The organism is Belnapia rosea (genome assembly GCF_900101615.1).
GTDB classification, from domain to species: domain Bacteria; phylum Pseudomonadota; class Alphaproteobacteria; order Acetobacterales; family Acetobacteraceae; genus Belnapia; species Belnapia rosea.
On record NZ_FMZX01000010.1, the window covers coordinates 140,894 to 166,752 of the forward strand.

27 protein-coding genes are annotated in these 25,859 nt (G+C 70.4%); 7 read left to right on the plus strand and 20 right to left on the minus strand.

Annotation, left to right across the window (positions count from 1 at the left end; all coding sequences use genetic code 11):
- Positions 1-126: 126 nt before the first annotated feature.
- Complete coding sequence (locus BLR02_RS17050) at positions 127-537, plus strand: MarR family transcriptional regulator (protein ID WP_090561138.1); 411 nt, start codon at positions 127-129, stop codon at positions 535-537.
- Positions 538-549: 12 nt separating this feature from the next.
- Here the strand turns inward: BLR02_RS17050 and BLR02_RS17055 are convergent, their stop codons facing one another.
- From BLR02_RS17055 to BLR02_RS17075, 5 genes are all read right to left on the minus strand, one after another.
- Complete coding sequence (locus BLR02_RS17055; protein ID WP_090664031.1) at positions 550-1,482, minus strand: 2-hydroxyacid dehydrogenase; 933 nt, start codon at positions 1,480-1,482, stop codon at positions 550-552.
- Between the two features lie 3 nt (positions 1,483-1,485).
- On the minus strand, positions 1,486-1,941 hold the full coding sequence (locus tag BLR02_RS17060; protein ID WP_090664032.1) for a hypothetical protein: 456 nt from the start codon (positions 1,939-1,941) through the stop codon (positions 1,486-1,488).
- Positions 1,938-3,563, minus strand: a complete 1,626-nt coding sequence (locus BLR02_RS17065; RefSeq protein ID WP_090664033.1) for an ABC transporter ATP-binding protein — start codon at positions 3,561-3,563, stop codon at positions 1,938-1,940. The genes BLR02_RS17060 and BLR02_RS17065 overlap by 4 nt, the downstream gene beginning before the upstream one ends.
- The gene (locus BLR02_RS17070) at positions 3,560-4,594 is read right to left on the minus strand and encodes an ABC transporter permease (protein WP_090664034.1); all 1,035 of its coding nucleotides are present in this window, start codon (positions 4,592-4,594) and stop codon (positions 3,560-3,562) included. Before BLR02_RS17070 ends, BLR02_RS17065 begins: the two co-directional genes overlap by 4 nt.
- A 76-nt stretch (positions 4,595-4,670) precedes the next feature.
- The gene (locus tag BLR02_RS17075) at positions 4,671-4,889 is read right to left on the minus strand and encodes a DUF3072 domain-containing protein (RefSeq protein WP_090561133.1); all 219 of its coding nucleotides are present in this window, start codon (positions 4,887-4,889) and stop codon (positions 4,671-4,673) included.
- Between the two features lie 173 nt (positions 4,890-5,062).
- Here BLR02_RS17075 and BLR02_RS17080 point away from each other — a divergent pair, with 173 nt between their 5' ends.
- A complete protein-coding gene (locus tag BLR02_RS17080; protein ID WP_245704830.1) occupies positions 5,063-6,184 on the plus strand; it encodes an extracellular catalytic domain type 1 short-chain-length polyhydroxyalkanoate depolymerase in 1,122 nt (373 codons plus the stop codon).
- A 58-nt stretch (positions 6,185-6,242) separates the two neighbouring features.
- Complete coding sequence (locus BLR02_RS17085; RefSeq protein ID WP_176849633.1) at positions 6,243-7,193, plus strand: aldo/keto reductase; 951 nt, start codon at positions 6,243-6,245, stop codon at positions 7,191-7,193.
- A gap of 3 nt (positions 7,194-7,196) precedes the next feature.
- On the opposite strand, the gene BLR02_RS17090 is transcribed toward BLR02_RS17085, so the two are convergent.
- A complete protein-coding gene (locus tag BLR02_RS17090) occupies positions 7,197-7,517 on the minus strand; it encodes a hypothetical protein (protein ID WP_090664036.1) in 321 nt (106 codons plus the stop codon).
- A gap of 157 nt (positions 7,518-7,674) precedes the next feature.
- Here BLR02_RS17090 and BLR02_RS17095 point away from each other — a divergent pair, with 157 nt between their 5' ends.
- Both BLR02_RS17095 and chrA read left to right on the plus strand, forming a co-directional pair.
- Positions 7,675-8,553 carry a manganese catalase family protein gene (locus tag BLR02_RS17095; RefSeq protein WP_090664037.1) on the plus strand — a complete coding sequence of 293 codons (879 nt, stop codon included), beginning with the start codon at positions 7,675-7,677 and terminating at the stop codon, positions 8,551-8,553.
- 100 nt (positions 8,554-8,653) lie between these two features.
- Positions 8,654-9,979, plus strand: coding sequence for a chromate efflux transporter (gene chrA, locus BLR02_RS17100; RefSeq protein WP_090664038.1), 1,326 nt, complete (start codon positions 8,654-8,656; stop codon positions 9,977-9,979).
- Positions 9,980-10,217: 238 nt separating this feature from the next.
- On the opposite strand, the gene BLR02_RS17105 is transcribed toward chrA, so the two are convergent.
- The 9 genes from BLR02_RS17105 to msrA all read right to left on the minus strand — a co-directional run bounded on the left by BLR02_RS17105 (position 10,218) and on the right by msrA (position 18,756).
- A complete protein-coding gene (locus tag BLR02_RS17105; RefSeq protein ID WP_090664066.1) occupies positions 10,218-11,120 on the minus strand; it encodes a hypothetical protein in 903 nt (300 codons plus the stop codon).
- A 51-nt stretch (positions 11,121-11,171) separates the two neighbouring features.
- Positions 11,172-11,639 carry a hypothetical protein gene (locus BLR02_RS17110; protein ID WP_218127978.1) on the minus strand — a complete coding sequence of 156 codons (468 nt, stop codon included), beginning with the start codon at positions 11,637-11,639 and terminating at the stop codon, positions 11,172-11,174.
- A 624-nt stretch (positions 11,640-12,263) separates the two neighbouring features.
- Positions 12,264-13,439 (minus strand): BaiN/RdsA family NAD(P)/FAD-dependent oxidoreductase, encoded by a 1,176-nt coding sequence (locus BLR02_RS17115; protein ID WP_176849634.1) that lies wholly within the window; start codon positions 13,437-13,439, stop codon positions 12,264-12,266.
- Positions 13,440-13,633: 194 nt separating this feature from the next.
- Positions 13,634-14,569 carry a sensor histidine kinase gene (locus tag BLR02_RS17120; RefSeq protein ID WP_176849635.1) on the minus strand — a complete coding sequence of 312 codons (936 nt, stop codon included), beginning with the start codon at positions 14,567-14,569 and terminating at the stop codon, positions 13,634-13,636.
- Positions 14,570-14,811: 242 nt separating this feature from the next.
- Positions 14,812-15,765: a sterol desaturase family protein gene (locus BLR02_RS17125; RefSeq protein WP_090664040.1), complete on the minus strand. Its 954-nt coding sequence runs from the start codon at positions 15,763-15,765 to the stop codon at positions 14,812-14,814.
- A 3-nt stretch (positions 15,766-15,768) separates the two neighbouring features.
- Positions 15,769-16,515 carry a polysaccharide deacetylase family protein gene (locus BLR02_RS17130; protein ID WP_218127979.1) on the minus strand — a complete coding sequence of 249 codons (747 nt, stop codon included), beginning with the start codon at positions 16,513-16,515 and terminating at the stop codon, positions 15,769-15,771.
- Entirely contained in the window at positions 16,512-17,681 is a 1,170-nt protein-coding gene (locus BLR02_RS17135; protein ID WP_090664042.1) for a YncE family protein, read from the minus strand. Before BLR02_RS17135 ends, BLR02_RS17130 begins: the two co-directional genes overlap by 4 nt.
- Before the next feature lie 71 nt (positions 17,682-17,752).
- On the minus strand, positions 17,753-18,190 hold the full coding sequence (msrB, locus tag BLR02_RS17140; protein WP_090561124.1) for a peptide-methionine (R)-S-oxide reductase MsrB: 438 nt from the start codon (positions 18,188-18,190) through the stop codon (positions 17,753-17,755).
- A gap of 11 nt (positions 18,191-18,201) precedes the next feature.
- Positions 18,202-18,756 carry a peptide-methionine (S)-S-oxide reductase MsrA gene (gene msrA, locus BLR02_RS17145; protein WP_090664043.1) on the minus strand — a complete coding sequence of 185 codons (555 nt, stop codon included), beginning with the start codon at positions 18,754-18,756 and terminating at the stop codon, positions 18,202-18,204.
- Positions 18,757-18,912: 156 nt separating this feature from the next.
- On the opposite strand from msrA, the gene BLR02_RS17150 reads away from it, so the two are divergent.
- Both BLR02_RS17150 and BLR02_RS17155 read left to right on the plus strand, forming a co-directional pair.
- Positions 18,913-19,746 (plus strand): hypothetical protein, encoded by an 834-nt coding sequence (locus tag BLR02_RS17150; protein ID WP_090664044.1) that lies wholly within the window; start codon positions 18,913-18,915, stop codon positions 19,744-19,746.
- Between the two features lie 73 nt (positions 19,747-19,819).
- The gene (locus BLR02_RS17155) at positions 19,820-20,968 is read left to right on the plus strand and encodes a THUMP domain-containing class I SAM-dependent RNA methyltransferase (RefSeq protein ID WP_090664045.1); all 1,149 of its coding nucleotides are present in this window, start codon (positions 19,820-19,822) and stop codon (positions 20,966-20,968) included.
- Between the two features lie 23 nt (positions 20,969-20,991).
- Here the strand turns inward: BLR02_RS17155 and BLR02_RS17160 are convergent, their stop codons facing one another.
- From BLR02_RS17160 to rutA, 5 genes are read right to left on the minus strand one after another with little or no spacing between them, the layout of a single operon-like run.
- Positions 20,992-21,780: an ABC transporter ATP-binding protein gene (locus BLR02_RS17160; protein ID WP_090664046.1), complete on the minus strand. Its 789-nt coding sequence runs from the start codon at positions 21,778-21,780 to the stop codon at positions 20,992-20,994.
- Between the two features lie 17 nt (positions 21,781-21,797).
- Positions 21,798-22,637: an ABC transporter permease gene (locus tag BLR02_RS17165; RefSeq protein ID WP_090664047.1), complete on the minus strand. Its 840-nt coding sequence runs from the start codon at positions 22,635-22,637 to the stop codon at positions 21,798-21,800.
- Positions 22,634-23,659 carry an ABC transporter substrate-binding protein gene (locus BLR02_RS17170; protein WP_176849636.1) on the minus strand — a complete coding sequence of 342 codons (1,026 nt, stop codon included), beginning with the start codon at positions 23,657-23,659 and terminating at the stop codon, positions 22,634-22,636. Before BLR02_RS17170 ends, BLR02_RS17165 begins: the two co-directional genes overlap by 4 nt.
- Complete coding sequence (locus BLR02_RS17175; protein ID WP_090664049.1) at positions 23,656-24,687, minus strand: ABC transporter substrate-binding protein; 1,032 nt, start codon at positions 24,685-24,687, stop codon at positions 23,656-23,658. Before BLR02_RS17175 ends, BLR02_RS17170 begins: the two co-directional genes overlap by 4 nt.
- Positions 24,688-24,701: 14 nt before the next feature.
- Positions 24,702-25,778, minus strand: coding sequence for a pyrimidine utilization protein A (gene rutA / locus BLR02_RS17180; RefSeq protein ID WP_090664050.1), 1,077 nt, complete (start codon positions 25,776-25,778; stop codon positions 24,702-24,704).
- Positions 25,779-25,859: the final 81 nt, after the last annotated feature.

Consider the following 25,859-nt stretch of genomic DNA (forward strand, 5'->3'; position numbering starts at 1 on the left):
GATACATGAGCGGGAAAGCGTTATCGAATTCGTAGTGCTTCTTCGAGTGTCTGCTCCGGTTCGGCAGGTTACGGCCTCCTCGCCGGCAGTGTTCAAAGGCCCATGATGGGCAAGGGGATTGGAGCAATGGCGGTACAGAGCAACCCCGACCAGTTGGTCGGCATTCTGCGGGACACGGTTGTCGCCCTGGTCCGGCGCGACGGCCCCGATCTTTCGGCGCGTCAGCTCGGCGTGTTTCTGACGGTCTACCTGACGGACGGCCCGCACACGGTCCGTGGTCTGGCGGCCGAGCTCAATGTCTCGAAGCCGGCGATCACCCGGGCGCTCGACCGCCTCGGCGAACTCGACCTGGCCCGCCGCAAGGTGGATCCGATGGACCGCCGCAGCGTGATCGTGCAGCGCACCCTGAAGGGCACCGCCTTCCTGCGTGACATGCGCCAGATCATGTCCGAGGCCGAGACCCAGACGCATGAGATGCCGGCCGCCAACGAGGCCGCCAATGCCGAGCCGGCCCGCGAGAATCGCAAGGCCGGCTGACGGCGCGCCGGCTCAGTAGCCGGCGGTGAGGTCGACCTGATTGTTGGGCGCGAGGCCCGCGCGCGCCCGATGGATGTTCTCGACGACCTGAGGCGCCGCGCTACGTGGGATGGTGATGCTGGCCGCATGCGGCGTGAGCACGACCTGGGGGTGGGCCCAGAGGCGATGCTCGGGCGGCAGCGGCTCCGGCTCGAAAACATCGAGGGCGGCGCCGGCGAGGTGCCCGCTATCGAGCGCGGCGAGGACATCCGCCGCGACCATGTGGCCGCCGCGGGCCGAGTTCAGCAGGTAGGCCCCACGGGGCAGCAGTGCGAGGCGATCGGCATTCAGCAGGCCGCGCGTCTCGGGCGTCAGCGGCAGCAGGCAGACAAGGATGTCGCTGCGGGCCAGCATGGCGGCGAGGCCATCCTCGCCATGGAAGGCCTCGACGCCCGGCACCTGCTTCGGCCGGCGCGACCAGCCCATCACCGGGAAGCCGAGCGCCACCAGCGCCCGCGCTGCATCCCCGCCCAGCGCGCCGAGGCCGAGGATGCCGATGCGGCGGCGCGCGGTGTCCGGCGCCGGCAATTCGTTCCAGACCCGCGCGGCTTGTTGCGCCCGGTATTCCGGGTCCTGCCGGTGGAAGCGCAGCACGTTGAGCAGCACCCATTCGGTCATGCCCTGGGTCAGCCGTTCGTCGACCAGCCGCGCCACCGGCACGCCCGGCGGCGGCCCTGGCGGTCGCATCAGGTGGTCGACGCCCGCGCCCATGGAGACGAGCAGCTTCAGATTGGGGTAGCGGCGCAGCTCGCCAAGGTCATGCGCCGTCCAGCAGACGGCGGCCTCGATCTCGGCCGGGTTGCCGGCCTCCGGAAAGAGGCGGATCTCGAGGCTTGGGTCGACCTCGAGCAGGGCATCGCGCCAATCCTCCATGGTGGAGGCCTTGGTCGAGAGCAGCACGGCCATGTCTCAGTCTCCGTCCTTGCGGCGATCGGGGGGTAGGGTTTCGAGCGTCCCGGGCAGGGCGCGGATCCAGGCGCGCCAGTCCTGGCGCATGGTGGCGGCACGTTCCTCGCCGCCCGGCAGGCGGGCATAGAGGCTGAGCACGCCCTGCGACCACCAGAAGTCGAAATTGCGCTCCTCGGCGAGGACGAAGGCGGCGGTGCGGTCGAAGACCCCGTCCTTCACCCGTGGCAGGTGCCTCATCAGCCACCACCAGCAGCCGATGGCGAGCACCACGGCGCCGAGATAGAAATGCACCAGCATGGTGCTGCCGAAGGAGAGGATGAGGATGATGGCGGCCGGCGCCACATTCTCCATCGCGCGATAGACCGGGCTGCCCGGCGAGTTCATCCGGCGGATATGCACGCCAAGCTTCACCTGCCCCGCATCGAGCAGGGATTGCAGCTTCTGAAGATCCGTCATGCCCCTGCCTCGGCGCGTAAGTCGGTCGTGCCGGAGGCGCGCAAATCGAACGCCGCGGCCATCAGCGCGCGGGTATAGGGCTCGCGCGGGGCGGTGGCCAGTTGCTCCGCCTCGCCCTGCTCGACCACCCTTCCGTCCTTCAGCACCATGATGCGATGGGCAAGGGCGCGCACCACGCGCAGGTCGTGGCTGATGAAGAGATAGGCCAGGCGGTGCCGCGCCTGCAGCGCGCGCAGCAGCTCCACCACCTGGGCCTGGACGGTGACGTCGAGCGCGCTGGTCGGCTCGTCGAGCACGACGAGGCGGGGTTTCAGCACCAGGGCGCGGGCGATGGCGATCCGCTGGCGCTGGCCGCCGCTGAACTCATGCGGGTAGCGGGCGGCCATGGCGGGGTCGAGCCCCACCTCCTCCAGTGCGCTGGCGACGGCCATGTCGCGGGCGGCGCGGGTGAGGCCGGGCTCATGCACCTCCAGCCCCTCGCCGATGATCTCGCCGGCGGAGAGGCGGGGCGACAGCGAGCCATAGGGGTCCTGGAAGACGACCTGCATCCGCCGGCGCAGCGGGCGGAGGGCACGGCCGGAGAGCGGCTGGAGCTCCCGCCCCTCGAAGCGGATGGCGCCCTGGCTGCCCTCGAGCCGCAGCAGGGCAAGGCCGAGCGTCGTCTTGCCGCTGCCGCTCTCGCCCACCAGGCCGAGCGTCTCGCCCTCCCGTACGGCCAGCGAGACGCCATCGACGGCTTTCACATGGCCCACCACGCGCCGCAGCAGGCCGCGGCGGATCGGGAAGTGGACGCGGAGATCCTCCACCTCCGCCACCACCGGAGCGGCGGCGGGGACGGGCGCGGGGCGGCCGCCCGGCTGGGTCGCCAGCAGCATGCGCGTATAGGGGTGCTGCGGGGCGTCGAAGAGGGCGGCGGCGGTGTTCTGCTCCACCGCCTCGCCGTCGCGCATCACCACCACGTGGTCGGCATGGCGGCGGACTATGGCGAGGTCATGAGTGATGAGCAGCATGGCCATGCCGAGCCGCGCCTTGAGGTCGGCCAGCAGTTCCAGGATCTGCGCCTGGATGGTGACGTCGAGCGCGGTGGTCGGCTCATCGGCGATGAGGAGCTTGGGGTTGTTGGCGAGCGCGGCGGCGATCATCACCCGCTGGCGCTGGCCGCCGGAGAGCTGGTGGGGATAGGCGCCCAGCCGTTCCTCCGCACGGGGCAGGCCGGCCTGGCGCAGCAGCTCCAGCACGCGCGCATGGAGCGCGGCGCCAGCGAGGGGCTGGTGCAGGGTGATCGCCTCGCCCACCTGGCGGCCGATGCCGTGCAGGGGGTTGAGCGAGGTCATCGGCTCCTGGAAGACCATGCCGGCGACGCCGCCCCGCAGGCGCTGCAGCGCCGCCTCCTTGGCCGCCAGCACATCGGTGCCGTCGAGGGTGATGCGGCCGCCGGTGATCCTGGCTGCCGCTGGCAGCAGGCGGAGCGCCGCAAGGGCCGAGAGCGACTTGCCGCTGCCGCTCTCCCCGACCAGGGCCAAGGTCTCGCCCGGATGCAGGGCGAAGGAGACGTCGCGCACCACGAGGCGCGGGCCGAAGGCGATGGAGAGGTTCTCGACCGAGAGCAGCGGCGCCGTCATCGCCCGCCCCCCGGCAGCTTGCGGGGGTCGAGCGCATCCCGCACCGCCTCGCCGACGAAGATCAGCAGGGTCAGCACGCCGCCGAGGACGACGAAGCCGGTGAAGGCAAGCCAGGGCGCCTGGAGGTTGTTCTTGCCCTGGCTCAGCAGCTCGCCGAGCGAGGGCGAGCCGGGCGGCAGGCCGAAGCCGAGGAAGTCGAGGCTGGCGAGGATGGTGACGCTGCCGGAGAGGGTGAAGGGCAGGAAGGTGAGCGTCGCCACCATCGCATTCGGCAGGATATGGCGGGCCATGAGACGCGTATCCGACACGCCCAAGGCGCGGGCGGCGCGGACATAGTCGAGGTTGCGGCCGCGCAGGAATTCGGCCCGCACCACGCCGGTGAGCCCCATCCAGGAGAAGGCGAGGAGGAAGGCGAGCAGGATCCAGAAGCTCGGCTGGATGATGCTGGCGAGGATGATCAGCAGGAAGAGTTGCGGCATCCCCGACCAGATCTCGATGAAGCGCTGGAAGAGCAGGTCGACGGCCCCGCCATAGAAGCCCTGCACCGCGCCGGCGGCGATGCCGAGGACGGAGCCGGCGATGGTCAGGGTGAAGCCGAACAGCACCGAGATGCGGAAGCCGTAGATGACGCGGGCCAGCACGTCGCGCGCTTGGTCATCGGTGCCGAGCCAGTTGCGGGCGGAGGGTGGCGAAGGCGCGGGCTGGCCGAGGTCGCGCACCACCGTGGCATAGGAATAGGGGATGGCCGGCCAGAGCATCCAGCCGCCGCGCCCCGCGATCCCCCGCACCAGCTCCGGGTCGTGCCAGTCGGCCTCGGTGGGGAGGCCGTCGGGGAGGATATCGCTCTCGGCATAGTCGGTGAGGACGGGGACGAACCAATGGCCATCGACATGCGCGACCAGCGGCCGGTCGTTGGCGATGAATTCGGCGAAGAGGGTGACAAGGAAGAGCGCGGCGAAGATCCAGAGGGACCACCAGCCGCGCCGGTTCGCGCGGAAATTCGCCAGCCGTCGCGCATTCAGCGGGGTCATCGGCTGGTCGGGGGCCTGTCCGGGGTCATCCCCCCTGCTTAAGCATGGGGGGATGCCTCGGGACAAGCAGGGGAGGCTACTTGCCGCGGCCGGTCTTGGCCTGGAGCTCGTCGATGCGGCGGGAGGCGTCGGCCTTGGTCATCTCCGGATCGAATTCCTCGCCTGCTTCCTCGCTGAGGGTCTTGAGGTAGCTGGCCTGGGCGCCGGTCATCGCCTCGTCGCCCGTCGTCCAGTCATCCGGGTCCTTGATGGTGTTGGAACCGGGCTCGGGATCGGTCTTCGGGTTGTCTGTCATGGGAAGTCCCCTGGTTGGTGTTCCCTTAACGTTCATGACCATCTCGCGTTCCGGCCTGGAATGGGACCCTTTCGGACCTTATGTTGCAGTGCAGCGAAACCCCGGATGCCTCGGCACGCTTGGGTCTGCAACGGGAGCGGACCTATCCGCTTCCCCTCCCGAAAGGAACCGCCTTGAACCAGATACACAGCCGCCTGTCCGATCTGGTGCGCCAGCAGCGGTCCCGGATGAATGCCGCCGCCGAAGCCTCCACGGAGGCGGGCGAGCTGGTCGAGCTGGCCGGCTTCGGCGCCGATCCCGGCGCGCTCCGCATGTGGGCCTATCTGCCGGACAACCTGCCGCAGGGGGCGCCGCTGGTGGTCGCCCTGCATGGCTGCACCCAATCCGCTGCCGGCTATGCCGCGGGCAGCGGCTGGACCGCGCTCGCCGCCGAGGGTGGCTTCGCCGTGCTGCTGCCGGAGCAGCGCCAGGCCAACAACCCGAACCGCTGCTTCAACTGGTTCGAGCCGGGCGACAGCACGCGCGGCCAGGGCGAGGTGGCCTCCATCCATTCCGCCATCACGCATATGGTGGCGACGCGGGGGATCGACCAGCGGCGGGTCTTCGTCACCGGCCTCTCGGCCGGCGGTGGGATGGCGGCCAACCTGCTCGCCACCTATCCGGAGGATTTCGCGGCCGGTGCCATCATCGCCGGCCTGCCCTATGGCGCGGCGACCAGCATGCCGGAGGCCTTCGAGGCGATGGCCACCGGCAAGCCCCGCCCGGCGGCGGACTGGGCGGCGCTGGTGAGGGCCGCCTCGCCGCATCGCGGGCCCTGGCCGCGCGTCTCCATCTGGCAGGGCGATGCGGATACCACGGTACGCCCGGCGGTTGCCGAGCAGCTCGTCCGGCAATGGTCGGCGGTGCACGGCACCACGGGGGCGCCGGTGACATCGGGCAGCGGGGCGCACCGGGCGCTCGCCTGGAGCGACGCCCGCGGGCAGGTCGTGCTGGAGCACCACACCGTCGCCGGCATGGCGCATGGCGTGCCGCTGGGCTCGGACGGCATCGGCCGGGCCGGACCCTATTTCCTGGCGACCGGGGTCTCCTCCACCCGGGCCATCGCCGAGTTCTTCGGGCTGCCGGTGCCGAAGCTACGGGCGACGATCGACCCGGACGGACGGCCGGTTCCCGACGCCCATCAGGCGCCCGAGGCCGAGGAGCCCTTCACCCTCGGCGGCGTCCGGCTCGACTCGATCGACCCGAACGGGGTGATCCGCAAGGCGCTGACGGCGGCCGGGCTGATGAAGGGCTGAGATTGCCGGGGCGCCCGGGCGCGCCCATCCTCTCCTCCTGGAATACGGGAGACGGGTGATGGAGCAGCGCAGCCTCGGGCGGTCCGGCATCAAGGCCCCGCCGCTGATGTTCGGCGGCAATGTCTTCGGCTGGACCATCGACAAGGCCCAGTCCCACCGGCTGCTCGACCGGCTGGTGGAGGTCGGGCTCAACGCCATCGACACGGCGGATGTCTATTCCGCCTGGGCGCCGGGCCATCAGGGTGGCGAGAGCGAGACGATCATCGGCGAATGGCTGAAGGCAGGCGGCAAGCGCAGCCAGGTCGTCATCGCCACCAAGGTCGGGATGAAGATGGGCTCGGGCGATCAGGGCCTGTCCCGCGACTGGATCATGCGGGAGGTCGATGCCAGCCTCCGCCGCCTGCAGACCGACGTGATCGACCTCTACCAGGCGCACAAGGATGACGAGACGGTGCCGCTGGAGGAGACGCTCGGCGCCTTCGCCGATCTCGTCCAGGCGGGCAAGGTGCGGGCGATCGGCGCCTCCAACTACACCGCGCCGCGGCTGAAGCTGGCGCTCGAGACGAGCGCGAAGCTCGGACTGCCGCGCTACGAGACGCTGCAGCCGCTCTACAACCTGATGGACCGCAAGGTCTTCGAGGAGGCGCTCGGCCCGCTCTGCCAGGCGGAAGGGATCGGCGTGATCAACTACTACGCCCTCGCCGCCGGCTTCCTCAGCGGCAAGTACCGCTCCGAGGCGGATTACGGGAAGAGCAAGCGCGGCGCCAATATGGGCAAGTACCTGACGTCACGCGGGCTCCGGGTGCTCGATGCGCTGGACGCCGTGGCGGGAGAGACCGCCAGCACGCCCGCCCAGGTGGCCATTGCCTGGTTGCTGGCGAAGCCGGTGGTGACGGCGCCGATCGCCAGCGCCACCAGCCTCGACCAGCTGGAGGAGCTGGTGAAGGCCGCGTCGCTCAGCCTCAGCCCGGCGCAGGTCGCTGCGCTGGATGCGGCGAGCGCGGAATAGCGCCTACCCCTTCCCCGTCATCCGGGCGAAGACGGCGCGGTCCCGGTTCTCCTGCATCAGCATGCGGAAGCCGGGGATGGTGTCTAGGCCGAGGCCGAGGGGCATGCCGGTCTCGGCATCCGCGGTGACCTTGCCGTAGCTCTCGCCGGTGAATTTCTCCCATTTGCCGGCGGGCTTCTTCACCTCGATATGCACGACGGTGGCCTTCATCACCATCCGCACGATGGCCTCCTTCGGTGAGGAGGGCTTCGTCAGGCTGGGGTTGCCGGCGATCATCACCCAGCCATTGGCCATCGCCCAGGCGGTCAACTCGTCCTTCGTCATCGGGGATATCCTTTGCAAGCCAGGCGATAGACTCAAACCGTACAGTACCCGGCACGGCTTCACGGATTGTGGAGTATCGGGGCTCGTTGCCGGCTTCGGCCCGAACCCGGGACGGTGCCACCGGTTCGACAGGGACCACCCACCTGGAGGTCCCTGCATGTTCTATACCGATGGCAAGCTGCAATACCCTGTTCGCGTCGAGCGCCCCAACCCGCAATTCGCCCGTGCCCTGCAGCAGGCGATCGGCGGTGTCGAGGGCGAGATCCGCGTGATGATGCAGTACCTGTTCCAGGGCTGGGGCAGCCGCGGGCCGAAGAAGTACCGTGACATGCTGATCAACACCGGCACGGAGGAGATCGGCCATATCGAGATGCTCTCCACCGCCGTCGCGCTGAACCTCGAGGGCGCGCCGCTTTCCTTCCAGGAGGAGGCTGCGGCCGACCCGATGGCCGGCGCGGTGCTGGGCGGGATGAACCTGCGCCACATCCTCTCGACCGGCCTCGCCGCGACGCCTGAGAATTGCAACGGCGTGCCGTTCAATGCGAGCCATGTCTATGCCAGCGGCAACATCGCCGCCGACATGTATGCCAACGTCGCGGCCGAGGCGACCGGGCGGGCGCTGGCGACGCGGCTCTACAACATGACCGACGATGCGGGGATGAAGGACATGCTCTCCTTCCTCATCGCCCGCGACACCATGCACCAGCAGCAATGGCTGGCGGTGATCGAGGAGCTGGGCGGCATGCAGGAGCAGCTGCCGATCCCGAACAGCTTCCCGCAGGAGCAGGAGGCGCAGCAGTTCTCCTACGCCTATTTCGGCCATCGCATCGACGGGCAGGTGCCGGCCGGGCGCTGGACCGAGGGGGCCTCGCTCGACGGCAAGAGTCAGTTCAAGCCGATGAAGTCCGAGCCGCTGGGTGGCGAGCCGATGCTCGCGCCGCCGCGGCCGGATGGCGGCGCGCAGACCGAGCAGGTCATGGCCTCCTCCCCGGCGGCCAACGACCCGCTGGCCGACGGCACCCCGAGCGTCGCCTAGAAAGACCCGCCCAGGCTGGGCTATGGCCTGGCGGATGAGGTCCGGGGAAGGCGGTGCCTTCCCCGGTTCTCGTTGGGAAGCCGGCCTGTTAAACGGCCGCATGACCTCCCTCCCCTTCCCCAGCTTTGCCGAAGCCTTGCGCGTCTGGTTCCGCATCGGCTGCCTCTCCTTCGGCGGTCCGGCCGGGCAGATCGCGCTGCTGCACCGGGAGGTGGTGGAGGAGCGGCGCTGGATCTCCGATGCACGCTTCCTGCATGCCCTGAATTTCTGCACGCTGCTGCCGGGGCCGGAGGCGCAGCAGCTCGCCACCTATCTCGGTTGGCTGATGCATGGCGTGCGCGGCGGGGTGGCTGCGGGGCTGCTCTTCATCCTGCCCGGCGCCCTGGTGATGCTGGCGCTCTCGGCGATCTATGTCGGCTTCGGCGAGGTGCCGCTGATCGCCGCGCTGTTCTTCGGACTGAAATGCGCGGTGCTGGTGATCGTGGTGGAGGCGCTGTTGCGCGTGGCGCGGCGGGCCTTGCAGGGTGCCGTGGCCTGGGCCCTGGCGGTGGCGGCCTTCGCGGCGCTGTTCCTGTTCGGCCTGCCCTTTCCCGTCGTGGTGCTCGGCGCGGCGCTGATCGGGCTGGCGATGCCGGCGGCCTTCGCCGGGGGTGGGCATGGCCGGCCGCAGGATGGCCCCCCTGCCCTGCTCGATGCGCTGCTCGCGGCGGAGCCGGACCGCATTATGCGCCTGGGCGGCGCCGCGCGGCGGGCCGGGCTGATCGCGCTGGCGCTCTGGGTCTGGCCGGTCGCGCTGCTGATGAATGCGGGCGGCCTGTATGGTGACCTCGCCTGGTTCTTCTCCAAGATGGCGATCGTCACCTTCGGCGGGGCTTATGCGGTACTTGCCTATGTGGCGCAGGAGGCGGTGGAGCATTACCGCTGGCTCTCGGCCGACCAGATGCTGGCGGGTCTCGGGCTGGCCGAGACGACGCCCGGGCCGCTGATCCTGGTGCTGCAATTCGTCGGCTACCTGGCGGCCGGCGTGCCGGGGGCGCTGCTGGTGGTGTGGGCTACCTTCGCGCCCTGCTTCGCCTGGATCTTCCTCGGCGCACCCTATGTCGAGCGGCTGCACGACGTGGCGCGGTTGAAGGGCGCGCTGGCGGCGGTGACGGCGGCGGTGGTGGGCGTCATCGCCAACCTCGCGCTGTGGTTCGGGCTGCGCGTGCTGTTCGGCGTGATCCTCGAGGTGCCGGTCGGGCCGATGCGGCTCGAGGTGCCGGTCCCGGCGAGCCTCGATTCCCTGGCCCTGCTGCTCGCCCTGCTGGCGGCGGTGGCGCTGTTCCGGATGAAGCTCGGGGTGGTGAAGACGCTGGGGCTGACCGCCCTGGCGGGGCTGGTGCTGAAGCCGGCGGCGGACTGGCTGCTGTCGGGATTTGGCGGATGAGGCTGGCCGCCCCTCGGGATGGGCGGTTGGCGGCCTTCCTGGCCGTCGGCTGAGTGTGACCGACGTCCTGAAGGCGGACAGGGCGCACCCAAGCCTTCTGACCGAGGAGGGCGGGACGCGGCAGCCAGGACGCTCTGCATGCTGCGTACCGGGAATCCGGAGCACTCAACCCGGCGGAGCCGGGCCGCTTCGTAAAGGGTCGGTGTCTTCGGCCGATGGGTGATGTTTCAGGCCGAGCTTACTGCTGCCTGGCGCGAAGCGTCGCCTTCGCACGCTCCAGGGATGCAGCCCTGCGGCGTTCCTCCCGCAGCACTTCGATCGTCGGCTGCCACCAGCCGCGCGCCAAGTCGGACGGGCTGGGCGGTGTGTGCGCGGGCCAGGCCTGGACCAACTCGGCATGGCTCGGCCTGCGCCAGGCTGCCCAGATCAGCACGGCGGATCCGGCCGTGACACCGGGGTAGAAGCGTGCGGCGACCTCCGGTTCGGCAAGCTCGCCGTTGATGGCCTCGAACATCACGCATCCCGCATGGGTCATCAGCACGCGGCCGAGCGGCGGCTGCGCGTCCTCGGGCACGGGATAGCGCCGGCGGCGGCGCTCGGCGGCCTCGGCTCGCCTCTCCGCGTGCTCCGGAGAGGCCTTGCGGCTCTCCTCCCGCTTCCGGCGCTCCTCGGGCTCGGCCAGCCGGGCTGCCTCCTCGATGGCGGGCCAGCGCCTGCGCAACTCCTCGACGGAGCGGAAGGGCACGCGCCAGGCCTTCAGCGCCGGGTCCCATTGGGCCCAGGGCACGGCTCGCAACTCGGCGATGACCGCCCGGGAATACGGCGTCCTGACCACGAAGCCGTCGGCGACCTCCAGATAGGGGCTGGACATCGGCTCGAACGCAAAGGCGTCGCGGCCACGCTGGTCGGCATAGGCCAGCACACCCGACCATTCGCGGCCCATCCATGCTGTCAGGCGCCGTTCCGCCCGCGCACCCGGTACGAACCAGGCCCCCAGGTCGTCGCGCCAGCGTGCCCGCGGGAAGGCCTCGCGGAAGCGCTCCACGGTCATGCGGTCATAGGGGAAGGCAGCCGTCGCCCCGGGCGCGTCATCACCGGCACCCTGCGGCGCCACGCTGAATTCGGGCGCCTTAACCGTCACCGATTGGTCCTCCACACGGCGCCACCTGCCATCGAAGGGTACCGCCTCGACCTAGGGCCTGCCTGGGCCCATCGTGGAGCGGACAAGCGCCACGGCGAGGCCGGCCGCCAGGGCGTCCTCGGTGAGCGCGCGTGCCCAGTCGCGGCCGGACCGGGTTGTGGCGCCCCGCGCCGCGCGGCCGAGCAGCGTGCCCGCGACAGCCCCGCCGACGCCGGTCACGGCGCCCTCCATCCTCGATACGCCGTGCCCGGCCAGCGCCGCGCCACCGGCTGCGCCAAGGACGAGGCGTACCAGGAAGGATGGCGCGATGCGGCGGTCGGGCGCGAACCACATCTTGTCGCCGGCCATCTCGGCGAGAGCGGCCATCGTCGCAAGGCCGCGCGCCTCAGGGCCGAGCGGAAGCCATCCGGTCCGGATGCGCCCGAGCGAGGCGGCCCAGCTCAGGGCGGCCACCCCCGACATGCTGCGAAGCCCGGACAGGACGCCGATGCCGAACGCCCCCCAAAGGCCGTTCATCATGCCACCCGACGCCACAGGGCCAGTCCTCCGTTTGTCCATCCGTGCCTCCTCTCGATGCCAGGCTCAAGCCTTGAAAGCCGAGCTGGTTGCGGCACCGGCGCGGAGGGGGGATCGACAGGCTCGGAAACACCCGCGTCGAGGCCTTGCGCTCAGGTACCATCGCCATGCCCTGAGCTGCGGTGAGTCCCGCATCCGGGTCGAACCCGATAGCGGCGGCTCGGTGCCGGCCGGCTTTCAGCCAGGGCCGCGGTCGCTTCACCCGGGACATCCACCTGTGCCGTTGCAGTGCCGGATATGCGAGTGGAAGCAGGATGTTGCTGCGCGTCGGGCGCTTGCAGGACTCCAGCCCCGTGATCCGCACCGGCCGCGTCGCCAAGGTCATTCCGCGAAGCCGGGCGAGGCTGGCGTGCCGAGGTGTCGGCGGGAACCTGCCCCTCCAGGCTGAAGCCATGGGCCGGCGCCTCCTGCTGGACCTGCCGCTCGCCCATCATGGCCGTGCCTTCCTCGCCGCGAGTACTGGATCAGCGGCGGCGCAGCGTCTCAGCCGGCTTTCTTCGACAGGACCGGGCGGAATCGGTCATCTACCGCTGGCTGCCGCGGGCGAATTCGCCCATCCGGCACCACTCACAGCGCCTCGCCAGCCACCCAACCGCTCGACCAGGCCCATTGGAAATTGTAGCCGCCGAGCCAGCCGGTGACGTCCACCGCCTCGCCGATGACGAAGAGGCCCGGGACCGATTTCGCCTCCATGCTGCGGGAGGAGAGCGCGGCGGTGTCGACGCCGCCCAGCGTCACCTCGGCCTTGGCATAGCCCTCGGTCCCGGCCGGCAGCAGCTCCCACCGCTTGAGCTGGAGGGCGAGCGCGTCGAGGGCGCGGTCGGGCAGCTCGGCCATGGGCTTGGTCGGCAGATGCGCCTCGGCCAGGGCGGCGGCGAGGCGCCCGGGCAGCAGCTCGGCGAGCACGGTCTTCGGTTCCGCCCGGGGGCGGGCGCGCTTCCGCTCGCGCAGCACCGCCGGCGCATCCATGCCCGGCAACAGGTCGAGGGTGATCGGCGCGCCCTCCTGCCAATAGGAGGAGATCTGCAGGATGGCCGGTCCGGAGAGGCCGCGATGGGTGAAGAGCAGCGCCTCCGGGAAGGCCCGCTTGCCGCAGCGGGCGATGGCCGGCAGGGCGACGCCGGAGAGCGGGCGCATGAGTTCCAGCGGCGCGCCCTGGAAGGTCAGCGGCACCAGGCCAGGGCGGGGGGAGACGAGCGGCAGGCCGAAGCGGCGGGCGATGTCGTGGGCGAGGCCGGTCGCGCCCATCTTGGGGATGGAGAGGCCGCCCGTCGCCAGCACCAGGGCGGGCGCCGCCACATCGCCGCGCCCGGTCGAGACGCGGAAGCCATCCGGCCGCTCCACTGCCGTGATGTGCTCCCCGAGCCGAAGCTCGACGCCGGCCGCCGCGCATTCCGCCAGCAGCATCGCCACCACCGCACGGGCCGAACCGTCGCAGAAGAGCTGACCCAGCGTCTTCTCGTGGAAGGCGATGCCATGCTTCCGCACCAGGGCAATGAAGTCGCCCTGAGTGTAGCGGGAGAGGGCCGAGCGGGCGAAATGCGGGTTGGCGGAGAGAAAGCGGTCCGGCGCGCAATGCAGGTTGGTGAAGTTGCAGCGCCCGCCGCCGGAGATGAGGATCTTCCGCCCCGCCTCCGGCGCATGGTCGAGCACCAGCACCCGCCGGCCGCGCCGCCCGGCGCTGATCGCGGCCATCAGCCCGGCAGCGCCGGCGCCGAGGATGATGGCGTCGAAGTTGCTCAAATGAATGTTGCTCAAATGGACGTTGCTCAGGTGAGGGTGGAGGCTTCGTGGACTGCACCCCGCATAGCCCCGCCGGTCACCGCGCCGCCGGTGACAGGACGGCAGGGCTGGTGGCCAGGGTCGGCAGGCTGCGGCGGTACATCGGGCACTCCGACGGGATCAGGTGGCCAGCATAGCGGCAGGGCGCCAGCCGGTCAGCGGCCGGGCGGGCCATCCGTGCCGGTCGCGGCGAGCGGCGGGGGAGGTGCCTGGTCCGGCGGCAGGGTGATGCCGGCCTCCGTCCGCTGCACGGGGAAGGAAAGGGTGAATTGGGTGCCGCCGACCTCGCCTCGTGCCGCCGCCACGCGGCCACCGAGTTGCCCGGCCAGCGCCTGGATCAGCCGCTGGCCGGAACCGCCCTTGGAATCCTCTGCGGCGAGGCCGATGCCGGTATCGGCGACGACGAGGGTGTAGAGCCCGTCATCGCGGCCGAAGGCGACGCGGATCACGCCGGCGCGGTTGCCGGGGAAGCCGTGCTTCAACGCATTGGTGACGAGCTCATTCACCACCAGGCCGAGATCGGCCGCCATGGCGATCGGCAGCAGGTGGGATTCGGTATTCACCGTGAGGGCGACCGGCCGCCCCGGCTCGATGCCGATACGGAGATCCTCCACCAGCCCCTCAAGGAAGACGCGGCTGTCGACCACTGCCGTCTCCGCCCGGCGGGACAGGCGCTGGTGCAGCCGGCCGAGCACCTGAACCCGCCCGGCCGCGCGCTGCAACGCCTGGGCGGCCGAGGGCTCGCTCCGGGCCTGGGCCTGCAGCAGACCGATCAGCCGCTGCATGTCGTTGCGGATACGGTGGGACATCTCATCGAGCAGGAGGCCCTGTTGCTTGGCCGCCAGCTCCGCCTGCTGCCGCGCCATGCCTTGGCGGAGCAGCTGGCGGCGCTGCAGCGCGATCAGGGCAGCGGTGAGCTTGGCGACGGCGAACCAGAGGAAGCCATCGATCGCCGCTTCCAGGGTGAGGCCTGTGGGAGTCCTGATCGCCTGCCACAGGATCAGCGCGAAGCCGAGTGTCGCCGCGGCGAGGCCGGTGGAGAGGCCGAAGCCAGCCGCCCCCATCACGACCGAAACCAGAAGGAGAAGCATGCGCGCGGCCATGCCGATCCCCGGGAGCAGAGCCGCGCCGAAGAACAGGATGAGCATGACCGATGCCACGCCCGGGCGCACCCAACTCGGCAGGCCGGGCGCACGGGGCACTGGGTCGTTCAGGGCGCTGCCTCCTTGTCAGGTAAAGTGGACAATAAACCGTGTTGGTAGCCGCATGGCTCTAGCGCAATGTATCGGCACAGGCATTTGTGATCCGGCTCGCCCATTCCCGACTTGACCAGTCAGGATTGGTCAGTCCTGCCGGCGAGGGCCTGGGCCATGCGGCGGAAGCCGGTCCATTGCTGGCGCAGCCAGCCGCCGGTGGCCATCGCCTCCTCCGTTCCAGGGGCGCCGGTGCGGGGATAGGCGCCCCGGTTCCAGTCGGCGGTGCCGAAGATCCAGTCCCAGACCGGCAGCAGCACGGCGTAATTCTTGCCTGTGACACCCGCCGAGAGCACGCCATGGTGCAGCCGGTGGAAGCGAGGCGAGACCAGCAGCCGCTCCCCGACCCGGCCGTAGTCGAGCCGGACATTGGCATGGCTCAGGCTCTCGGCCAGCCGCAGCACCAGGAGGATGATGGGGAACTGGCCGGGCGGCACGCCGATCACCAGGGCGATGCCGCCGAACCAGAGGGCGGCCAGCACATCGTCCAGCACATGGTTTCGGTCATCGGTCCAGAAGGTCATCTGCCGCTGGGCGTGGTGGATGGCATGCAGCGCCCACCACCAGCGGAAGCCGTGTTGTGCCCGGTGGCGCCAGTACTCGCCGAAATCCAGCACCACGACATAGACGAGGAAGGCGAGCAGCGGCGAGGCGCGGAGTGGTGGGAACAACTCCTCCAGCGTCGGTGGCAGCAGGCCCGTCTCGGTCAGCCAGCCCTCCCAGCGGGATTGCAGCGAGGCCAGCAGGACGAAGGCGATCAGCGGCAGCAGGCCAAGGCGCGTGAGGAAGGTATAGACCATGTCCGTCCGCACGGCCCGGCGGTCCGCCACCGCCTCCACTGGCCGCCAGGCCTCGAGCGGGCGGCAGACCAGATAGACCACGGCGATGGTCAGCAGGCCGTAGAGGCCGAAATCCAGCCAGTCATAGGCGTCCTCGGCCCAGTCCATGAGTCCGAGGGCGTAGAAGGCGGGCTGCACCAGGGTCTCGAAAAGCCAGCCTGTGGCGGTGGCCCAGGCAGTGGTGAAGGCATCCATGGATCAGGCTCGGCCTTGCGGCGGCAGGGTGGCGAAGCAGAAGCCCCGGGCCTGGAGGCCGGTGATGACCTCCTCCAGCACATGGGCGAAGGGATCGCGCCGGCTGCGGATGCCCCAGTGCATCACCACCACCTCGCCATCCCGCGTATTGGCGATGGCGCGGCGGGCGAGCGTGGCATTGGGATGGGCGGCGCTGTCCAGCTCATCGCCCCAGAAGCCATGGGCGGTCCAGCCCTGGTGGCGGAGGCCGCAGGCGGCGGCGAGCGCGATGGCGTTCGGCGTGGTGATGCCGCCCGGCGCGCGCCAGAGCGGCAGCACCTGCGCATCGGGGACCATCTGGCGGAGGCGGGCGATCGGGCGTTCCAACTCGGCACAGAGGGCGCGGCCGTCGAGCACCTCGCCGCCCTGGCCGCCGCGGTTGACGTAGCGCACCTGACCCGGTGCCGGGTCGCCGCGGAAATACCAGTGGCGCCAGGTATGGCTGGCGAAGGTATGGCCCTCGGCGGCGCGGGCGCGCCAGAAGGGTGCCCAGCTGTCATCCAGCGTGCGGTCGCCGCGCCAGGTCGGCTCGTCGGCGATGAACAGCGTGGCGCGCACCCCGCGCCGGCGGAGGATGGCGGCGATCTCCTCCGCCTCGCGGCTCCAGCCGGTGTCGATGGTGAGGTAGACGGTGCCGCGACAGGCGGGTTGTTGGGCACGGGCGGCGGCAGGCAACCCGGCGAGCCCGCCGAGCAGCAGGCGACGCCTCATCGGCGCAGCCATTGGCGCCACCAGGGCGAGGCCTCGGCCGGCGGCTCAGCCGGGCGGGTGGCGGCAGCCGGAGCCAGGGTGGGGGCCAGCGCCGGGGACGAGGCTGCCGTGGCGCGGGCCGGCTGGATCGGGCGCTCGGCCTGGAGGTCCTCCGGCTCGCTCGCTGCGGTGGCTGGCCGGGGGGGCTGCGGCCCGGCCGCGCTGGGCAGGGGCGCCATCGGCTCACGCCGCGGCTGGACGAAGATGCCATGCGGCGAGCGGCCGACCGGGATGGTCTCCGCCGCCCCCGTCGCCGTATCGACCATGGCGATCCGGGCGACCCAGCGCAGCGTGACCCAGAGCTTGCCATCCGGGTCGAAGGCGATGCAGTCCGGCCCGCCGGGAATGTCCCAGCGCGCCTTCGGCTCCAGCGTCGCCGGGTCGAGCACGGTGATGCGGCTGTCCACCCGGCTGGTGACGTAGAGCGCGCGGCCATCCGGCGCCGGGAAGATGGTATGGGCGCCGCGGCCGATGAAGACGGTGCGCTCCACCCTGGCCTCGGCCGGGTTCACCACCGCGATGTGGTCGGACCCCATGATGCCGACCAGCAGGCGGCCGTTGTGCCAGATGACGCCGGCCGGCTGCGAGCCGACCTCGGCGAACCAGACCGGCTTGCGCTCGGCGAGGTCGATCGCCATCAGCTTCCGGGCGCCCTGGAGGGTGACATAGGCGAAGCGGCTGTCGGGCGAGAAGGCCAGGTGGCTCGGCTTGTCCGGCACCTTGAGCCGGGCGAGCAGGGTGCGCGTCGCCGCCTCGTAGATGTCGACCTGGTCGCGCCGCAGGCTGGTGACCACGAGGTACTGCCCGTCCGGGCTGTATTCCATGTGGTAGGGATTGCTGAAGCGCTCGCGCCGGGTGACTTCGGCCGTGGCCGGATCGATGAAGATCAGCTCGTTGCCGCCCGAATCGCCGACCATGAGCTCCTTGCGGTCGGGGGTGAGGAGCAGGTGGTGAACCTCGCGCAGGACCGGGATGCGCCGCACCTCCTCCCGCGAGATGCTGTCCACCAGGCTGATGGAGGCATCCGCGGAATTCAGCACATAGATCAGGTTCGCCCGGGCGGGCCCTGCCGAGGTGATGCATGGCAGGGCGAGGGCAAGGAACAGGACAGCGGGCAAGTGCCGCATTCGGGGACGCCTTACAGGACTGGACGCCCAGGAATTCAGCGCGGCGCGCTAAATGGCAAGTTGATAGTGGTTCAGCCCTCTTTCGTAACAGGCTCGAACCGCATCGCCGCGCCATTCATGCAGTAGCGGAGGCCGGTCGGGGGCGGGCCGTCCGGGAAGACATGGCCGAGATGGCCGCCGCAACGGGCGCAATGCACCTCGGTCCGGGTCATGAAGAAGCTGCGGTCGGTGGTGGTGCCGACACCGCCCTCGATCGGGGCGAAGAAGCTTGGCCAGCCGGTGCCGCTCTCGAATTTGGTGCCCGATTCGAAGAGGGGCGTGCCGCAGCCGGCGCAGGCGAAGGTGCCCTGGCGCTTCTCGGCATTCAGCGGGCTGGTGCCCGGGCGCTCCGTGCCATGCTCGCGCAGCACGCGATAGGCCTCGGGGGCGAGGCTGGCGCGCCATTCGGCGGCGGTCTTCTGCACGGGGTAGTCGGCCTCGGGGGCGGTTTCCTTGCGGAACAGGGACATGGTCGGGCTCCTCAGGCGGCCGGGCGCTTCAGGCGGTCGGCATAGGATTTGCGGAATTTGGCGACCTTCGGGGCGATCACCACGCGGCAATAGCCGCTCCAGGGGGTGCGGGCGAAATAGTCCTGGTGCTCCGCCTCGCCCGGCCAGAACCGCTCCAGCTTCTCCACCTCGGTGACCAGCGGGGCGTCCCAGATCCGGTTGGCGGTGACCTCGGCCATCACCTCGCCGGCGACCTGCGCCTGCTCCGGCGAATGGGTCAGGATGATCGAGCGGTATTGCGGCCCGACATCGGCGCCCTGCCTGTCCTTCGTGGTCGGGTCGTGGATGGTGAAGAAGACCCGCAGCAGATCGGCATAGGAGATCACGGTCGGATCGAAGGTGATCTGCACCACCTCGGCATGGCCGGTCTTCTTGCCGCAGACCTCCTCATAGCTGGGGTTCTCGACATGGCCGCCGGCATAGCCGGACACGACCTTGGAGACGCCGTTGAGGTCGCGATAGACCGCGTCCAGGCACCAGAAGCATCCGCCGCCCAGGGTGGCCAGTTCCGTTGCGGTTCCGCTCATCCTGTTTCTCCTCGTTCTTGGCACCAGAGATAGGGTGCCGCAGGCGAAGATGCAGCGGGGCCTCGCCATCCGGGCATCCCGCCCTCGCCCTGGGTTGGTCGCAATTCGCCAATATTCGCGTGGCAGGATAGGGACCGTCGTGACCTGGAGCACCTGATGACCACCCCCGCCGATGCCTGTGACTGGAGCATCGTCCTGTTCAGCCGGGGCGAGGCCCTGCGCCTGGCCCGCTGCCTCGCCGCCATCCAGCAGGCCACCGAAGCGCAGGACGTGCGGGTGACGGTGCTGCTGCGTGGCGGGGATGCGGCGGAGGCGGCGCGGGCGGTGCGGGCCGGCGGCGCCCTGCCCGGCCTCCGCCTCTATGCGCTGGCGCAGGGCGACCGGGCGAATGCCTGGAACCAGTATGTCCATGCCCTCAGCCCAAGGGCGGCGATGCATGCCTTCATCGAGGACCATGCGCTGATCGGGCGGGAGGCGCTGCGGTCGCTGGCGGCCGCCCTGGCCGCCGACCCGGTGGCGGAGGCGGCGACCGCCCTGCCCTCGCAGGGCCGGCAGGCCGCCGCGCTCCGCGCCCGGCTGCGGCGCGGCGGGCGGTTGCACGGCACGCTGCACGCCCTCCGCGGACGCTTCGTCGAGGCGTCGGCGGCCGGGGGCTTCCGCCTGCCGGTCGGGCTGGAGCGGATCCATCCCCTGCTCGTCCGCCGCCTGGGTGACCGCATCACCGTCGCCGAGGAGGCGAGCTGGCGGGCGATGCCGCACGGGTTGCAGGAGGCCTGGCACCGCCGGCTGCGCGCCGCCCGGGCCCGGATGGAGGAGGCGGCGCTGGCCGGGCGGGACAGCCTGCCGGAATTCGCCCTGCCCATGCTGCGGGACTGGCAGGCGCGGCAAGCGGCGACCGGCGGCTTCTTCGATTGGCTGGCGCGACGGCGGCTGGCCCTCGAGGCCATCCCCACGCCCGAGGCCCTGCGGCCGCGGCCGGTGCCGGTATGAGGGGCCCGGCGTGACGCCGGCCTGATCCTCGCGCGGATTGCCAGCGCGGCACCGGGCAGGCACACGGAGCGCCATGGACCCTGCCCCCCGCCGCGCGGACAACCCGGACACCTTCGAGATCTTCCTGGCGACGGCCCCGGGCCTGGAGGCCGCGCTCTGCGCCGAGGTGCGTGGCAAGGGCTTCCGGCAGCCGCGGCCGGTGCCGGGCGGGGTCGTCATCCGGGGCGGCTGGCCCGAGGTCTGGCGGGCAAATCTGTGGATCCGCGGCGCAGGGCGCGTCCTGGCCCGCATCGACGCCTTCCACGCCGTCCATCTGGCGCAGCTCGACATCCGGGCGCGGCGCGTGGCCTGGGACCGCGTGCTGCGCCCGGACGTGCCTTTCCGGGTCGAGGCCGCCTGCACCGGCTCGCGCATCTACCACAGCGGCGCCGCGGCCGAGCGGATCGCGACCGCCATCCGCGAGACGCTCGGCGCGCCGCACTCGGCGGAGGCCGGCATCCTCGTGCGGGCCCGGATCGAGGACGACCTCTGCACCCTCAGCGTCGACACCTCCGGCGAGCCGCTGCACAAGCGCGGCTACAAGCAGGCCGTCAACCCGGCGCCGATGCGGGAGACCATGGCCTCCCTCTTCCTGCTGCAATGTGGCTATGACGGTGGCGAGCCGGTGCTCGACCCGATGTGCGGCGCGGGCACCTTCGTGATCGAGGCGGCGGAGATCGCGGCCCGGCTCAACCCGGGCCGGGCACGCCACTTCGCCTTCGAGCAGCTCGCCACCTTCGATGCGGAGGCTTGGCAGCGCATGCGCGAGGTGAAGAGCCAGCGCGTCCCGGCCGCCCGCTGCTTCGGCAGCGACCGCGATGCCGGGGCGATCGAGATGAGCCGCGCCAATGCCGAGCGCGCCGGCCTCGCCGAGGCCACCGAGTTCCGCCGCTGCACCATCAGCGAGATCGAGCCGCCCCAGGGGCCACCAGATGGGCCGCCAGGGCTCGTCATCGTCAACCCGCCCTACGGCACCCGCATCGGCGACAGGGCGGCGCTGTCGCCGCTGTACCGGGCCCTCGGGCAGCGGCTGCTGGGCCGTTTCGGCGGCTGGCGCGTCGGCCTCGTCGCCAGCGAGTCCCGGCTGGCCCATGCGACCGGGCTGCCCTTCCTGCCGCCCGGCCCACCGGTGCCGCATGGCGGATTGCGCGTCTCGCTGTACCGGACCGCGCCCCTGCCCTAACCCCCTGGCCTGACCCCGGGCCGCTAGATCACGCCGAGCTTCTGCACCTCGGCACGGACCAGCAGCTTGATCTCGCGTTCGAGCCGGACGAATTCCGGGTCGCTCCGCTCGCGCGGCCGGGGGATCTCGACGTCGAAGACCTCCTTCACCGCCCCGGGCCGCGTCGCCATGACGACGATCCGGTCGGCGAGGAAGATGGCCTCCGAGATGGAGTGGGTGACGAAGACCACGGTCTTGCGATCCTGCTCCCAGATCCGCAGCAGCTCCTCCTGCAAGGTCTCGCGGGTCTGGGCGTCCAGCGCCCCGAAGGGCTCGTCCATCAGCAGCACGGAGGGGTCGTTGGCCAGCGCCCGGGCGATGGCGACGCGCTGCTTCATGCCGCCGGAGAGGTTGCCCGGGTATTTCGCCTCATGCCCGGCGAGGCCGACCAGGGCGAGGTAGCGGCGGGCGATCTCCTGCTGCTCCGCCTTGCCGCGCCCCTTCAGCATCGGGCCGAAGGCGACGTTGTCGAGCGCGGTGCGCCAGGGAAACAGGGCATATTCCTGGAAGACCACGCCGCGATCGGCCGAGGGACCCTTCACGGGCAGGCCATCGACCAACACCTGGCCGGCGCTCGGCTCGGCGAAGCCGGCGATCATGTTGAGCAGCGTCGACTTGCCGCAGCCCGAGGGGCCGAGCAGGCAGGTGAAGCTGTTCTCCTGCAATTCCAGGTCGACGCCCTGCAGCGCGACCATCTTGCCGAACTGCTTGGCGGCACCGCGGATGCTGACCTTGGGTCGGGACGCCGTGGCGGAGGGTGCGGTGACTAGCATGGGATGATCCATCGCCTTCAACCCCGCGTCGCCACGCGCCAGCGCAGCAGCCAGCCTTCGACGCCGCGCAGCAGGATGTTCACCACGAAGCCGATCAGCCCGATGACGACGGCGCCGAGCAGCATCTGCGAGACGAGGAAGAAGGTCCGTGCATCGTTGATCATGTAGCCGAGGCCGCTATCGGCAGCGATGAACTCGGCGGCGACGATGACGAAGAAGGAGAGGCCGAAGCCGAGGCGGAGGCCGGTGATGATGGAGGGTGTGGCCGCCGGCAGGATGACATGGCGGAACAGGTCCATCCGGCTGGCGCCGAGGCTGGAGGCGGCGCGGACCAGCACCGGATCGACGAATTTGATGCCCTCGACCGTGGTGGTGAAGACCGGGAAGAAGGCGGCATAGGCGATGAAGGCGATCTTCGACATCTCGCCGATGCCGAACCAGAGCACCATCATCGGCAGGAAGGCGAGCGGCGGGATCGGGCGCAGCAGCTCGATCATCGGCTCGACCAGCTTCTCGAGCGGCCGCCAGGTGCCGACCGCGAGGCCGACCACGATGCCGGCAATGGCGGCGATGCCGAAGCCCTGGATGACGCGCCGCATGCTGGCGACGATGTTGGCCTGCAGCTCGCCGGTCTGCACCGCCTCGATGCCGGCGCGGACCACGTCGATCGGCGTCGGCAGCAGCAGCGGGTTGAAGAATTTCCAGAGATACTGGTTGCCCAGGCTGACCACCGACCAGATCGCGATAAAGATCAGGATGGCGAGGCAGCGCATGCCCGCATCGGCCAGGCGCCGCGGCCAGGGCGAGGGCGGCCGTTCGGCGGCGGCCATGTCCGGGGTCAGGGTGGTCGCGCTCATGCGCCGGCCCTCCAGGTCACCAGGCTGCGGTCCACCTGGTCGAGGATGGCGGGGTTGATGCCCTCCTCGGGTTTCTGCGCGGCGGGGATGCGCTTGATGCCGACGGCCCAGTCATTGGTGAAGCGGTAGCTGTTCACCAGCGGCTGGTCGATCCGCACGCCGTAGCGGTTGGCCTCGGTCATCACCTTGAGCGGCTCCGGCTCGATCCGCAGCACCCGCTGCAGCGCGACCATGGCGCCGGCCCGGTCCGCCTTGAAGCGGGCATCGGCCTTGATCAGCGCCCGCAGCAGCGCGGCAAGGGTGTTCGGCTTGCCGTCGATCCAGCTCTGATGCGCCAGGATGACGGAGTGGGAGTAGAGCAGCTTCTCGTCCTCCGGCAGCGCGACCTTGCTGCCGGTGAAGTAGGTGGCGCCGCCGGTGGCGAAGAGGCTGCCACCCATGGTGGTGAGGCGGTAGAGGAAGGGCTGCCAGGCGAGCAGGATGTCGACATCGCCTTTCGAGGCGGCGATGACGCCCTCGCTCGGGTTCATGTTGATCATCTGGATCTTCGTGTGGTCGAAGCCGAAGCGCTGGGCCAGCTTCATGAACATCAGCGGGCTGTTGTTGCCCTGGGTAAAGGCGACGCGCCGGCCCTCCAGCGCCTTGAGGTCGGCGCCGACCTTGGTGTTCGGGCCGAGCACGATGCCCTGCGTGTCCGAGATGTCGGCCAGGCCGCAGAGGATCTTCACCGGCACGCCCTGCGCCGCCAGCGCGATCTGGCCGAACTGGCTGCCGACGCCGATGGGGAAGCCGCTGCCCATCACCGTCAGCACGTCGCCGCCCGAGGGCTGCCAGCGGAAGGTGAGGTTGATGCCCTCCTCCCGGAACAGGCCGAAATGCTCGGCGACGGCCAGCTGCATGCCGAGTTGCGGGTCCCGCACGCCGAGGAATTCGAACTCCTTCTCCTCCGGCGCGGCATGGGCCAGCGTCGGCGGGATGATGAGGGCCGGGGCGGCGAGCAGCAGGCGGCGGGTGATGCTCATACGGCGGGCTTCCAGGTGACGAGGGCGGGGTCGACCAGCTCGAGGATCCTGGTGGCGAAGCAGTCCTCGGGTGCCGGCGCGGCCGGGATGCGCTTGATGTTCATCGCCCATTCGCTCTGGAATTTGTGGCTGGCGACGAGCGAGGGGGTGATGCCGAGCGCATACTTGTTGGCGTTCACCATCACCGTCAGCGCCTCGGCATCGACGCGGAGCACGCGCTGCAGTGCCGTCATCGCCCGGGCGCGGTCATCGTTGATGATGCTGGTTGCCTTCAGCAGGGCGCGCAGCAGCGCGGCCAGGGTGTTCGGTTTGCCTTCAATCCACTCATTCGTCGCCATCAGCGTGGAGTGGTTGTAGAGCGGCTTCCTGTCCTCCGGCATCACCTGCGGGGCGCCGGTGGTGTAGAGCGTGCCGCCGGTGCAGTACATCGTCCCGCCCATGGCGACGAGGCGGAACAGGTTGGGCTGCCAGCCGAGGAGCCCATGCACATCGCCCTTGCTGGCGGCGACCACGCCTTCCGACTGGTTCATGTTCACCAGCGTGATCTTCGACTGGTCGAAGCCGAACATGTCGGCGAGCTTGGCCAGCAGCACCACCTGGGAATTGCCCTGGGTGAAGGCGAGCCTCTTGCCTTCCAGCTCCTTCGGCGAGGCCAGCTTGACGCCGGGGCTGAGGACGAAGCCCTGGGTCTCGGCGATGTCGGCCAGCGCGGTGATGGTGCGGATGGGCAGCTTCTGGCCGCCGAACACCACCTGGGTGAAGCTGCCGCCGACGCCGATCGCGGCCGAGCCGCCACCCATGATCGTCAGCGTGTCGGCCGCCGACTGCGTCCAGCGGATGGTGACCTCCAGCCCCTGCTCCTTGAACAAGCCGAATTGGTCGGCGACGGCGAGCTGGGCGCCGAGCTGCGGGTCCCGCACGCCGATGACCTCGACCGTGCTCTGCTCGATGGCGGCGGCGCGGACCAGGGCGGGCGTGGCAAGGGTGGCGGCGAGGGCGCCGAGGGCGGTGCGGCGGGTGGCGGTCATGGGCGTCTCTGTCCTCAGGCGGCCGCGAGCAGGTGCGCGCGGCTCTTCATCAGGGGCTGGATGCGGGTCCCGAACTGCTCCATGCCGATGAGGAAGTCATCGAAGGTGAGCATCACGCCGCGCAGGCCGGGGATCTCCGCCATCTCGTCCAGCAGCCGCGCGACGGTGGCGTAGCTGCCGACGAAGACGCCCTGGTTGGTCGGGTTGCCGCCCTGCATCTTCTGCCGGTTGGCGGTGGCATAGGGGTCGGTGGTCTTGTCGGCGCCGGCCTGCTCGTTGCGCCAGGCCATCGCCTCGTGGTCGATGCCGTCGCAGTAGTGCTGCCACTTGGCCATGGCGGCCTCGTCGGTCTCGTCGGCGATGACCATCTGCATCACCAGCGCGCCCACGTCGCGGCCGGTCTCGGCCGTCGCCGCGGTGAGGCGGGCGATGGAGGGGGCGACGCGCTGCGGCTCGTTCACGCCGAAGCCGACGCAGAAATTGTAGTCGCCATACTCGGCGGCGAAGCGGGTGCCCTTGTCGGACTGCGCGGCGCAGATGATGGGGATGCGCGCCGAGGGCATCGGCAGCAGCTTGCACTCCTCCATCTGGAAGAAGCGGCCCTGGTAGCTGCTCTCGCCGTGCTCCCAGAGCTCGCGCATGATGTCGACGTATTCGGCGCAGAATTGGTAGCGGTTGTTGAAGTGCTCCGTGCCGGGCCAGATGCCCATCTGGCTGTACTCCGCCTTCTGCCAGCCGGAGACGATGTTCACCCCGAAGCGGCCGGGGGCGATGCTGTCGATCGTCACCGCCATGCGGGCGGCGATGGGCGGCGGCATGGTCAGCACGGCGATCGAGGCGAAGAGCTTGATGCGGCTGGTGACGGAGGCGAGGCCCGCCATCAGCGTGAAGCTTTCGAGGCCATAATCCCAGAACTGGCTCGGCCCGCCGAAGCCGTGCAGCTTGATCATCGAGAGGGCGAAGTCGAGGCCGTAGCGTTCCGCCTTCTGCACCACCTGCCGGTTCAGCTCGAAGCTCGGCTTGTATTGCGGCGAGGTGGTGGAGGTCAGCCAGCCATTGTTGTTGATCGGGATGAAGACGCCGATATCCATGGCGGGGGCCCTTCCGGTAGCCGTAATCCGGGCGGCATCAGACGCCCGTCCCGCCTCGCGCTCAATGCCCTAAATTATGCC